This is a genomic window from Lientehia hominis (assembly GCF_021044755.1).
Classification (GTDB): domain Bacteria; phylum Bacillota; class Clostridia; order Lachnospirales; family Lachnospiraceae; genus Lientehia; species Lientehia hominis.
The window spans coordinates 71,224-84,638 of the sequence record NZ_JAJNOR010000002.1 but is presented as its reverse complement, the minus strand read 5'-3'; the positions used below and the strand labels follow the sequence as shown (position 1 = coordinate 84,638).

The 13,415-nt window shown below is 52.1% G+C and carries 5 protein-coding genes; 4 read left to right on the top strand and 1 reads right to left on the bottom strand.

Translation table 11 applies throughout. The annotated features are described in order from the left end of the window. Positions 1–105: 105 nt before the first annotated feature. Complete coding sequence (locus tag LQE92_RS05245; protein ID WP_231061952.1) at positions 106–1,407, top strand: recombinase family protein; 1,302 nt, start codon at positions 106–108, stop codon at positions 1,405–1,407. Between the two features lie 31 nt (positions 1,408–1,438). Here LQE92_RS05245 and LQE92_RS05240 read toward each other — a convergent pair whose 3' ends face one another. Continuing rightward, entirely contained in the window at positions 1,439–2,473 is a 1,035-nt protein-coding gene (locus LQE92_RS05240; RefSeq protein WP_231061951.1) for a recombinase family protein, read from the bottom strand. 122 nt (positions 2,474–2,595) lie between these two features. Between LQE92_RS05240 and LQE92_RS05235 the strand changes: the two genes are divergently transcribed. The 3 genes from LQE92_RS05235 to LQE92_RS05225 are packed head-to-tail and all read left to right on the top strand — an operon-like array spanning position 2,596 to position 13,400. Then, on the top strand, positions 2,596–10,038 hold the full coding sequence (locus LQE92_RS05235) for a non-ribosomal peptide synthetase (RefSeq protein WP_231062051.1): 7,443 nt from the start codon (positions 2,596–2,598) through the stop codon (positions 10,036–10,038). 3 nt (positions 10,039–10,041) lie between these two features. Next, positions 10,042–11,925: a sensor histidine kinase gene (locus LQE92_RS05230; protein ID WP_231061950.1), complete on the top strand. Its 1,884-nt coding sequence runs from the start codon at positions 10,042–10,044 to the stop codon at positions 11,923–11,925. Continuing rightward, positions 11,922–13,400, top strand: coding sequence for a response regulator (locus LQE92_RS05225; protein WP_231061949.1), 1,479 nt, complete (start codon positions 11,922–11,924; stop codon positions 13,398–13,400). The genes LQE92_RS05230 and LQE92_RS05225 overlap by 4 nt, the downstream gene beginning before the upstream one ends. Positions 13,401–13,415 lie beyond the last annotated feature (15 nt).

Genomic DNA, 13,415 nt, shown 5'->3' with positions numbered 1-13,415 from the left:
CTTTTCGGACAAATGGGATTTACAGGAACTGATGAAGGAAATATCAGACCAGGAGGCGCTGCCGTTATCTGAGTCCGAGGCTGTTTCTGCGGAATGAGGGGGATTATGTCAGCTCGGCAGAAGTATTCAGCGGCTCTGTATATGCGTCTTTCAAAGGATGACAGCGGCGCCGGGGAAAGCGCCAGTATCTCTTCTCAGAGGAAGATGCTCAGGAGATATGCGTCGGAAAATGGGTTTTTCGTCTTTGGAGAGTATGTGGACGATGGAATCTCCGGTACGACCTTTAACCGGCCTGGTTTTAAACGTATGATACGAGATATAGAAAATAAACAAATAAACATGGTCATCACAAAGGACTTGTCACGCCTGGGCCGCGACTATATCACAACCGGACGGTATACGGAGGTCTATTTTCCATCCAAAGGGGTGCGTTATATAGCGGTCAATGACAATTACGATTCCGACGATCTGTTTTCTGATGTGGTCCCCTTCCGAAATGTGATCAATGAGATGTATGCCAGGGATACCAGCCGAAAGATCCGTACCGCTTTATTGGTGCGGATGCAGGAAGGAGCCTTTATAGGCGCGCATGCGCCGTATGGTTATGAACGGGATGCCATGGATAAACATCATTTAGTTGTCAATGAAATGACTGGAACTATCGTAAAAGAAATCTTTCAAAAAGCCGCTTCTGGAGTTCTGCCGGTGCAGATAGCCAGAGAACTGAACGAACAGAAAATACCGACGCCGGCGGAATACCGCTGCATGAGAAACCCTTCCCTCCGCATAGAAGACTTTTCCAAACGGCGGGAATGGACGTCCTCCACCATCGTCAAGATGCTGAGGAATCCGGTTTATCTCGGGCATATGGCACAGAGGAAGACGTCAAAATTATCATTCAAATGTCCTGCGGCCATGTCCCTGCCGACGTCTGACTGGATAGTCGTAGAGAATACTCACGAGCCTCTGGTGACTTATGAGGTATTTGAGATTGCCGCGCGGCGGAGCCGGCAGCGGACCAGTATTCAAGGGAACGGATTCCATAATTTATTTTCAGGGCTTGCCAGGTGCGGGGACTGCGGATGGAGGATGTCAGCGGTCAGCTCCCGGAAAAAGGGTGCGAATGCGAATTTGGCCTGCGGCGCGTATAAACAGAAGGGAACCCAAGGATGCTCCAATCATTTTATCGCTTACGATGATTTGTATGGAATCGTACTTTCCAGAATACGATTGCTCATGGGGCAGTGCGGTTTTTCAGAACCGGCAGAACTTACGCAGGATCTCCTTTATCATTTGATTGATCATATTGAGATTGGACAGGGGCGCTTTGATAAGACGCCAGGCGGCAGAGTGAAGTTCCAGACTGTGAAAATTTTTTTCCGCTTCAGGCCGCCGGAACAAGGCTGAAGTATCTGAGACGTCTGTATTTGGATGATGTCTATTTACATAAAAAGGGCCCGCCGTCCTGCCTTGTGGCAGCGGTGGATCTTCTGGAATCCAGAAAAGCGCCCGCCTGTAAAAAAATATCGGAGGATACCAAAGCCTGATGGGTGTTTTCCACCAAGATCCAGGCTTCCGGAGGGTTTTTTACGGTGAGCTGAGATTTAAAGGAGACCTTCCTGGAGCGCCCCTGGGCCATGTGTCCTAAATATACAGGGTTTCGCAGAAGCTTTGTTATGGTCCTGGCGGACCAGGAGCTCACAGGCGGGGAGCCTGCGGAAGCTTTTTTGGGATTGATGTTTTCAGAACCGCGGTAGGCCTTTGGCGAAAGGATTCCCCGGCGGTTCAGATCGGCGGCAATGGAAGCGGGGTGCATACCGCCAGCAGCCATGGCGAAAATGTCTTTTACCACTCCGGATGCCTGGTCGTCGGGGAGCAGGCGATGTTTATCCTCCGGGTCCTTCCGGTAGCCATAAGGAGCCAGGCTGCCCACATAGCTGCCTTCCTGCATCCGCACCAGGAAGGCAGAGCGGATTTTGCGGCTGGTATCCCGGGCGTACATTTCGTTTACCACATTTTTAAAAGGCGCGATGTCCGAGTCGGGAGAGTCAGAATCAAAATTATCATTTACGGCGATGAAACGCACCCGCCTGGAAGGGAAATAGACTTCCGTATACTGGCCGGTCATGATATAGTCCCTCCCCAGGCGGGAAAGGTCTTTGACAAGGATCATGTTGATCTGTCTGGCCTCAATGTCTTTCAGCATACGGCGGAAAGCGGGCCGGTTGAAGTTTGTGCCGCTGAATCCGTCATCCACGTATTCGTCAAAGACAGAAAGTCCATGATTTTTGGCATACGAAAGAAGAAGCTTCCGCTGGTTGGTAATGCTGGAACTCTCTGATGATTCTCCGTCATCTTTGGAAAGACGCATATATAATCCGACAGAATAATCTTTATTCAGCTCTTTTCTGTCGCCGTCTGCTAATAATTTCCAATTATTCCCATTAGTTGATAAACCGCTCTCATAAATCATACATAATCCTCCATAAAATCAGAATATAGCCTTTAAAATGAAATATATGATTGCTTTTACTGGCGAAAAAAGGTATAAATATAAGTGGACAAAAGTGTGAAAGGGGGCTGGGGACTGTGAACATGGAGAGTAAGGGACATCGTTTTCCGTTGTCTCTGAGCCAGCGCAATATCTGGGATCTGGAACGTACCTTTGACGGGACTTCTGTGAACAATATAAGTACGACAATACGCCTGCAGGGCCGGATGGATTTTGTGATACTGCAGGAGAGTATCCGCTTGGTGCTGAAGATGGACCCGTCCCTTCGGACTCGGATCCTTTGGGAAGACGGGGAACTGCTCCAGTACCATGTTCCTTTTTCCGAAGAGGATTTTCCCGTTTTTGACTTTTCGCACACAAGCAGCGAAGGCATAGAGAGTTGGGAAGCCGCCATGACCAGGGAGACGATTCCGCTGACCGGCGGGCCGCTGTACCGTTTTGTTCTGTTTCGGGCCGGCGAGAACGCGGGGGGTGTGCTGGTTAAGATCCACCATATCATCTCAGATGGATGGTCGCAGGTCCTTGTCTGCAACCGGATCGGCCAGACTTATCTGGATCTTTTGGCCGGTAAAGAGCCGCTTCTTGAAGAGGCGCCAAGCTATGAGCTGCATGTGGAAGAGGAACGGGATTATCTGGCTTCCAAAGCATATAGCAGAGATGAGAGATATTGGAGAGATATTCTGGAAAAGTCGGGCGAACCCTCTGTCTTAAAGAGTGTGAAAAGCGCGGCGGTCAGTCCTGTTGGCAGGAGGTTCAGCTGCGATCTGCCCCAGGTGCTGAACCATGCGATCTATTCCTACTGCCTGGAAAAAAGAGTGGCTCCTTTTGCTGTGTTCTATATGGCGCTGGCGATCTATTTCAAACGGATAGGCGGGGCTGACCGGTTCATGGTCGGCGTGCCGATATTCAATCGGACGAATTTCCTGTTTAAGCAGAGTACGGGTATGTTTGTAACGACTCTGCCTTTCTATAATAAAATAAATGATGAGTGGACTCTTGACCAGTTCAATGAGGAGCTGGCGGAGGCCTGGTTCGAGATGCTCCGCCACCAGCGTTTCCCCTTTTCCCATATTGAAAAGCTGGCGGGAGAGAACAAAGGACAGGAAGGCCGTCTGTTCCACATCGCTTTATCCTATCAGGACAGCAAGATAGTCGAGAGCAGGGATGCGTCGGTCATGCTGTCGGGGCGGTGGCATTACAGCGGTTATCAGTCGGAGCAGCTCTGCATTCATCTTACGAATCTTCTGGATAATAAATGTTATTCAGTGGACTATGATTATTTGACACAGTTTTTTGCGGAAGAGGAGATTGTACGGCTTCACAAAAGCCTGTGCAATATCCTCATGGAGGCTCTTTCCAATCCGGATAAGCCCATATACCAGCTGGCGGTCCTGACCGCCGAGGAAAGAGAACGCGTACTGTATACATTTAACAGGACGGACCGGCTTTTGGAGGAACGTTCTGTCTGCGAGGCTTTGGAGGAAACTGCGTCGGATTATCCGTCAAGGGCCGCAGCCATATATGGAGGAGAACGGCTGACCTATGAAGCGCTGCTCTGCCGCGCCTCCGATATCGCCTGTACTGTGAAGAGCCGTATGGGAGAGGGCAGAGAGCTGGCGGCCGTCCTGCTGCCGAGGGGCTTCACTCTTCTGGAGTCCATGACAGCGATTTTAAAAGCCGGCTTTGGATATCTTCTGCTGTCACCAGAGCTTCCTGCCGGGAGAATCCGGAACATATTAGAACGGAGCGGAGCCGGAATCCTTTTGACAGACAGAGAAAACAGGGAGAATTTTGGATGGCCGGGAAGTCCCGTACCAGTAATCTGTGTGGAAGATATCGGAAGAGGGACAGTGAGCTGCCCAGATGAGGCGCTTAAAGAAAAACTGAAAAGTCCGGACAGGCTGGCTTATGTGGTTTATACCTCGGGGAGCACCGGGGAACCCAAGGGAGTGGAGATCACCCAGAGGAACCTGCTGAATCTTTCCCGGGCGATGAGCCATATCTACGGGAAAGGGGCGGTCCTTTCCGTGTGCAATGTGGGATTTGACGCGTTTATGCTGGAAAGCATTGTGGCGCTGTTAAACGGAAAGACCATTGTGCTTCCGGAAGAAGAGGAGCTGGAGTCGCCCCGCCGCCTGGCCGGCCTGATAACAGGCTATGCAGTGGGATTCTTTTCCATGACTCCGTCCCGCCTTTCCGCGCTATTAAAGGATTCCGTGTTCTGCGGAGCCATGCGCCGCATGGAAAGTATCGTCTGCGGCGGCGAGGCGTTTCCCGCGGACCTGTTGAAGAAGCTTAAGAATGTCAGCCATGCCAGGATATATAACCAATACGGTCCTTCCGAGACTACGGTGGGAGTGAGCATCAAGGAGCTGTCCCATGCGGCCCGGATTACGGCAGGGCGTCCTATGGACAACTGTAAATTATATGTGCTGGATAAGTGGATGAATCCTCTTCCCGCGGGAGTATACGGGCAGCTCTATGTCGGCGGGGCGTGTGTGGGCCGTGGATACCGGAATCAGCCGGAGCTGACAAAAGAGAGCTTTTTGGATAATCCCTTTGAGAACGGGGAGAAAATGTATTTTACCGGGGACTCGGCCTGTTGGACGGCGGACGGGGAGATCGTCCTGTCCGGGCGGCTGGATAAACAGGTGAAGCTGCGGGGACTCCGGATCGAGCCGCAGGAAGTGGCGGCGTGTATCGCCTCCTATCCTGGAGTGAAGACAGCAGCTTCCCGTGTATGCGAGATAAATGGGCAGATGCTGCTGCTGGCATATTATTGTTCCGAAGAACGGATTCCGGAGACGGAGCTGCTGGCATTCGCTGCGACGTACCTTCCCAGGTACATGATACCTTCCTATATCATGCGCCTGGAGGAGATACCCACGAATGGGAACGGGAAGGTGGAGGAAGAAAAGCTGCCGCTTCCGGGAGAGGAAGGGCAGGAGAGCCTTACGGCACCGGTTTCTGCTGTTCTTCTCCAGGATATTGTGGATATATTCAGGGAGGTCCTGTCCCTGAAAGAGATGGGGCCTGATAGTGATTATTTTTTATCAGGAGGAAATTCCTTAAATGCCATGGAGACCATTTCTGCCATGGAGGATAAGACTGGGTTTGTAATTCGTGTTGCGGATCTGTATGCGTGCAGGACGGCAAGACGGCTGACAGCATATCTGAAAAAGGCAGACGGATACGGAGAAGAGGATATTCTTCCGGCAGAGGGAAAACGGATTGAAAAAGCGCCGGACAGGGAATGGTATCCGTTGTCTCCGATGCAGCAGGGAATCTATGTCCAGTCTTATCTGGATCCAACTGGTTTGTCTTATAATATGCCTGGGGCGTTCCGCTTGTCGGAGAAGCCGGATTTCCAACGGCTGGAAAACGCGTTTCGTCACCTGATCCGGCAGGATGCGGTCTTCCGCACCTCCTTCGTACAGGAGGCCGGAGGTGTCCATGCGCGTATAGAAAAAGAAGTGCCCTTTTCTCTGACAGAGATAGAGGCTCTCTGCTTTGAAGAAGCCTGCGGGGAATTCTTAAAGCCTTTTGACCTTGGCCGTGCTCCTCTTCTTCGGGCCGGTATCTGGAAAAATCAGGAGCAGGAGTGGTTCCTGTTACTGGACAGCCATCATATCATCGGAGATGGACTGAGTACACCGCTTGTGCTGCGGCGGCTGAATGAAGCCTATTGCGGGAAAAAAACGAAAGTGTCTCTCAGCTATCACGACTATGCTTATGCACTTTCGGCCGAAACGGAAGAAGAGAATCAGGAGGAACGGGAATACTGGAAGGAACGGCTGCAAAATCTGCCGGAGCCGCTCATGCTGCCTGCTGATTTTGTCCGTTCCCGTGAGTTTGATTTCCGGGGCAGAGCATATCAGATGGAAATGCCGAAGCCGGTCAATCTTGCCTGTGAGGATTATTGCAAGCGGCACGGGATATCTGCGTTCACTCTGTTTCTTGCGGCTTACGGGCTGCTGTTGTCGCGGATATCTGGACGTGAGGATTTCATACTGGGAGCGCCGGTGGCAGGCCGGGTCTGCCCTGGTACGCAGGACATCTGCGGACCCTTTATCAATACGCTTCCTCTGCGGCTCAGGCCGGAGAAGGAGAAGACAGTATCGGCTTATCTGGAGGAGATACGGACAGAGGTAGCCGGGATGCTGGACCATCAGCGGATTTCTCTGGAAGAGATCATCACGATGCTTGGCCTGCCCCGCGGCGCACAGAATCCCCTTTATCAGCTGATGCTCACACAAAGCCCTGTGGATGAATCCGCCTTTGTACTGGACGGAAAGCCTATGGAATTCCGACCCATTTCCACCGGAGCGGTGAAAATGGACATGGTGGTGGAGCTGTCAAAAAAGGGAGATGCCTATATCCTCCGGTTTTCCTACGCTTCCAGTGTGTTTCTGGAGGATACTGTCAGGTACTACGGACGGTGCCTGGAGCGGATTCTGCAAGAACTTTGTTCGGAACGGGATCTGCCTCTGGGAGAGGTTCCGGTGCTGTCAGCGGAGGATCATGAGAAATACGTGGAGATTCCAAATTATTTGGCGACTCCCTTTGTGAATCTGCCGATCCACCGGATGATAGAAAACAAAATAAAGGCCATGCCTGATATGCCCGCCATATTGTATCACGGGGCCACAGTCACGATGCGGGAGATAGAACGCCGCGCCTGCGGCCTGGCGGCCATGCTCCGGGAAGAGGGAGCGGAGCCGGGACAGTGCATTGGATTGTGTATGGGACGGACGCCGGATATGATCGCGGCGATGTTTGGCATCCTGAAAGCAGGATGTGTGTATGTGCCGATGCTTCCTTCTTTTCCGGAGGCCAGATTGTCTTATATGCTGGAGATTTCCGGCGCCGTCTGTGTGCTCTGCGATGAAGAAGCCCTTCGCTGTCTGCCGGAGCAGCTTCCGTGCCGGACGCTGCTGGCTTCGGAGCGGACGGAAGAGCAGTTTTCTGATGCCCCTGTGAGCGGCGGGGATCTGGTCAATGTTCTGTTCACCTCCGGATCCACCGGAAAGCCGAAAGGCGTGATGCTTCGGCACCGTTCCGTTTCTAATTTATATGGTCAGATGAGAGAGCTTCTGGAACCGATCGGCGGACCGGTACTCTGTTCGACGAATTCTATTTTTGATTGTTTTATTGTAGAGACTCTGTTCCCGCTGGCGATGGGTAAGTTGATAGTTCTTGCCGATGAGGAGGAAATGATGCTTCCCTGGAAGCTGGCGGAGCTGATCAGCAGAAACGGAGTGGAAATATTTGAAATGACTCCCTCCAGGCTTCAGATGTGCCTCGGCAATGAGGCATTCTGCCGCGCGGCCTCCGGGCTCCGAATCGTGCTCCTCGGCGGTGAGGTCCTTACGAAGCGGCTGCTTACGAAGTTCTATGAGGTCAGCGAGGGAACTCTCATGAATATGTACGGCCCGACAGAGGCGACGGTTTTCACTACCATGGCGGCGGTGGGGCCGGGAGATCCGATTACTGTGGGGCGTCCTCTTAACAATACAAGGGTATACGTGCTGGATGAAGATATGCGGCCGGTCATTCCCACCGGGTGCGGGGAATTATATATTGCCGGTGAATGCCTCGCAGGAGGATATATTTCCAGGCCGGATCTTACGGAAGCGTCTTTCCTGCCGGATCTGTATTTTCCGGGAGAGAGGATGTATCGGAGCGGAGATATTGTACGGCTTCGTCTGGATGGCACTTATGATTTCATCGGAAGGGCAGACGCCCAGGTAAAACTTAACGGGCAGCGGGTGGAGCTGGACGAGATCACAGGGGCGCTTTTGGATTCCGGCTTTGCCGGACAGGCGGCAACCGTCGCGGTACGCAAGGACGATGGCTCCATGGAGCTTTGTTCCTTTTACCGGCCGGCTGCGGGAAAAACGGATGTCCGCGGTCCGCTGATGGAATATCTGCGGCGTATGCTGCCGTCTTATATGGTGCCTTCCAGGGTGATCCCACTGGAAGCTATGCCTATGACCGCCACCAGCAAGATTGACATGCAGACACTTAAGAAAATGGCTTTGGAGGGACTGGAGCATGTGCAGGCAGATGTTCCGGAGGTCCTGAATGTTTCTGAGGCATGCCGGGAGAAAACGTCTCCTTCGCCGGAGATCAATGAAGAATTTGTGTTGGATATCTGGAATCAGGTGCTGAGTAAAAAAGCAGTGGAGCCGGATGTGTCTTTCTTTGAGCAGGGGGGAACCTCCCTGGCGGCTTTGAGCGTGCTCAGCAGTTATTTTAACTGTCATTTGGAAATGTCCCTGGCAGAGTTCTATGCGAATCCCACGGCGCGCGGGCAGGCCGCATTGCTGAGGGGAAATGCGGGCGGCAAAGAAAGAACGCAGTTCTCCTCGGAGACGGAAGCGGCTGATCAGGAGGCTGAATTCGCAAAAGTGGTGTTCCCTGTTCGTGAGCCGGAAAAACGTTTTGCTCTTATTACCGGCGCTACCGGTTTCTTTGGCGTACATCTTTTAAAAGCCCTTCTGGACAGAGGAGAAGAGGAGATTATCTGCCTGATGCGTGACGGAGACAAGGAGCGGCTCCTGGAATGTCTTTCCTGGTATTTTGGAAGAGGAGTGATCATGGGGGAGCGCAGGCGGATTTCCGTTGTAAGAGGCGACTTGTCCAAAGAGAAGCTGGGCCTTTCGGACAGTGATTACCGTGAACTGGCAGGGAGAGTCGGCGAGATTTTCCATGGTGCGGCAGATGTGCGCCATTATGCGGCGGATGCGGATGCGTTCTTTAAAACGAATGTAGGAGGCACGGAGCAGATGCTGGCTCTTGCCAGAGAAGCCGGAGCCAGATTCTATCATATGTCCACCTGCAGCGTGAGCGGTGAATACCTGAAGGATGGACGGAAAGAGGCCGTCTTTACGGAAAATGATTATGACATCGGTCAAATCTGGGAGGATAATATCTATGTGAAGAGTAAATTCCTGGCGGAAGGACTGGTCCTGGAAGCCATCCATCGCGGGCTTCCCGCCAAGATCTTTCGTCTGGGCCGGCTGGTGGGACGGGCATCAGACGGTGTATTTCAGAGAAATCCCGACACCAACGCATTTTATCTGCTGATGCGGGCGTTCCATTTGGTAGGGGCGATTCCGAGAACTGTGGCAAAGACGGAAGTGGACCTTACTCCCATTGATTACTGCGCGGGAGCGGTGCTGGCCCTGAAAGACAGTGAAGGCAGCATCTTCCATATCATGAATCCAGATCCGCCTGCGGTAGAAGCGGCGGCGAAGGCGCTGGAGGAGGAGATCTACATAGTTCCCGACGAGACCTTTACTCATATGCTGGCGGAGACGGCAAAGGGACCATACCGGGAATTTGTTTCCACGCTCATCGATTTCTGGCATCACGTCCGGCTTGAACCGCCGGTCATTCAGGTTTCCAATAGGAAAACGAAGGAACAGCTTGATAAGGCTGGATTCTGCTTTGAGATACCGGCGCCGGGCCGGCTGCTCAGCGGCTTCACACTGCAGGATTCCTGGATGGGGAAAGGGGAATAATCCATGGTATCAAATTTATCAATGGTTATTTTCATATGTGCCCTCGCGGCAATCATAGCATTTGTGATCTGGAGCGTCCGTTCCAAGCGGATGCACCTGCTCCACAGGCTATATTTATGCCTGGCTGTCTGCTATGCGATCTGGATCATCCCGCTGATCGGGATACGATTCACAAGCCCGGACAATAAAGCCATGATGTTCTTCTGGGATTGCCTGATGCAGCCGGGAGGAGTGCTCTCCCCGCCTATCTATCTGTGTATCGCCATAGTTTTTATATACGGCTATGAAAAAATGACAAGGGGATTAAAGGCGCTGTTCATCGTGCCGATTCTGACGATACTGATCTCATGGACGAATCCGCTTCATCATTTACAATATCAAGTGTTTTCCACAATCAGAAGTGAGATCGTCTTCGGTCCTTATGTGATCGTGGGGGGCATCTGCAGTTACACGTGTCTGATGGCCGCGGTCATAGTCGTAGTCCGGTTTGCCTTGAAGAACCGGAGCGTTCTCTACCTGAAGCAGAGCCTTTTGCTGGCGGTGAGCGGCCTTTGTCCTCTGGTGGTGAGCATCATCGCTACCTTCAGCCGGATGGAGATTCCCATCACGGCGACTCCTATGAGCTTCATGATACCGCTGATACTGAATGGGATTGCGATCTACCAGCTGCATCTGCTGGATATCCGCCCCATAGCAAACCGCCATATTCTGGACTGGATTTCGGATGGGTATTTGGTGGTGAGCGATAAGGGTCTTGTGATCAGTTTCAATAAACGGTTTGCTTCTTTGTTTGCTTCCGAATACGGCGTTGCGGAAAACCGGTATCTGAGCGATTGCGTGAAAGAGGAGGATATCTCCAAAAAAACAGCGATCTATAATATGATCACAGCCATAGAAGCGAGCCGGGAAGCGAATTCTACCATATCTTATGAACAGGCTGTGACATCCCAAGAAGAAGACGGAGTGCAGAAAAGCTATTACGTCACAGATGTGTCGCCGCTGGTGCTGAATGATAAGATCGCCGGTTTTGTGGTGCTTTTTAAGGATGTGACACAGCTCAAGAAGAGCATGAGGCAGCTGCAGGACAGCCAGGAACGGATGATGGAACAGGAACGGCTGGCTTTCCTGGGGCAGATGATCGGCGGGCTGGCACATAACCTGAAAACTCCCATTATGGGTATTTCCGGATGTATTTCCGCCGTGGAGGCTCTTGTGGATGAATGTGAGGAGAGCCTGACAGACAGCCGGGTGACCGAGGACGATTACCAGGAGATTTACGGCGAGATGAGAGACTGGTTCCAAAAAATGAAGGAATCATCGGCCTATATGTCGGATATCATCACCGCCATTAAAGGGCAGGCCGCTAATGTGAATACCTTTGAGGACTCTACCTTTACCATAGATGAGGTGCTGAAGCGGAGCATGCTTCTGATGCGCCATGAGCTTTTGAGCGGAGGATGCCGTCTGGTCACAGAATATGACCAGACGAAAGAGATCACCCTCCGGGGCGATATCAACAACCTCATCCAGGTACTGGACAACCTGCTGTCCAACGCCATCTATGCCCAGAAGCAGGCGGGAGGCGGAGATATAACGGTAAAGATAGATTACGACGAAGAAAGTCTGCGTATATCCGTGAAGGACAGAGGACCGGGCGTCAGCCCCAATGTGAAGGACCGCCTGTTTAAAGCCATGGTCACGAGCAAAGGGACAATGGGAACCGGTCTGGGGCTGTACATTTCCAGCGCCGTTGTGCGCGGGAAATTCGGAGGAACCATGTGGTATGAAGATAATCCGGAAGGGGGGGCCGTATTCGGTATCTCCATTCCGCGGAGTCTGGTACATATCAGCAATACAGTGAAGAAAAGAGAGGGGGGCGCCAATTGAGAAGGAACAGAGAAACGGCTCAGAAGCAGATTTCCATATTGACTTTAGATGATGACTCCATCATGACGTCAACCATTCAGGCATATTTTCAGCGCTCCGGCTATCAGGTGGATGTGGAAAATGATCCGTATGCCGCTATTGAACGCGTCAGGAAGAACGGATATGATATCCTGCTTCTGGATTTTCTTATGAGCCCCATCTGCGGGGATCAGGTCGTAGAGGAAATCCGCAAGTTCAACCCGGAGATATTTATTGTTCTGCTCACCGGACATAAAAGTATGGCGCCGCCCATCAAAACTATCCGGCAGCTGGACATTCAGGGATATTACGAAAAGAGCGACCGGTTTGATCAGCTGGAGCTTTTGGTGGAATCCTGCGTCAAATCCATCCGCCAGATGCGGACCATCCGGGGCTATCAGAAAGGCCTGTCGGTAGTGGTGGATGCACTGCCGGGGATTTATAATCTCCAGAGTATGGAGCATATATCAGACGGGATCCTGGAAATGGTGGAAGAGCTTCTTCCGGCGAAAGGAAGCTTCTTGGCTTTTGAGACGGAGCAGAAAGGAGAACGTGTTCCTTTCTTAAGAATGCGGGGAGATCTTCCGGAATGTGATTATTACCGGCTGTTTTCAGATGTGGAATGGGAAGGGGCGAATGCGGTCCAAAAGGACGGTTATCTCCTGCTTCCGGTCAGCGATGAGACTCATAAAGCCGTGGGAGGGATAGGGATCCTGCCGAAGTCAGAGCCCCAAAAGGAGCAGATCCAGCTGGTAAAGATATTTTCAAGACAAGCCTCGGCAGCCATTTATAACAGCCAGCTCCACCAGCGGGTGAATGAACAGAATGAAGAGCTGACACAAGCGTATCAGTATTTGGAGGACGGATATATACAGACCATCGATACCCTCCGCTTTGTGGTTGAAACCAGAGATATTGAGACAAAAGGGCACTCTGAACGAGTTTCCTGTCTGGCGGCGGCTTTGGCCGGAGAAATGGGACTGGAAAAAGAAGATGTGGAGAGGATACGTGTAGCGGGTCTTTTTCATGATATCGGCAAGGTCGGGGTGCCGGACGGTATCCTCCTGAAACCAGGAAAGCTGACGGACAGTGAATATGACGAGATAAAGAAGCACCCCGATGCCGGAGCCAAGATCCTTTCAGTCTTCCGGCCATTTTCGGATATGATCCCCATCGTCCGCGGGCACCACGAACGGATGGACGGCCGAGGATATCCAGACGGGCTGCGGGGAGAGGAAATCCCTTTGGGCGCCCGCATCATAGCGGTAGCGGATTCCTTTGACGCGATGATCTCCAACCGGCAGTACAGGAGCGGACTTGGGATCGACAGAGCCATATCGGAAATCCGGGCCGGACGGGAGACGCAGTTTGACGGCCGTGTGGTGGACAGCTTCCTATCTCTGGTAGAGCGGGAAGGAGAAGAGGGATTTTTGAAACGGTTCAGTTCCCATGTATAGAGGCAGCGCTTATAA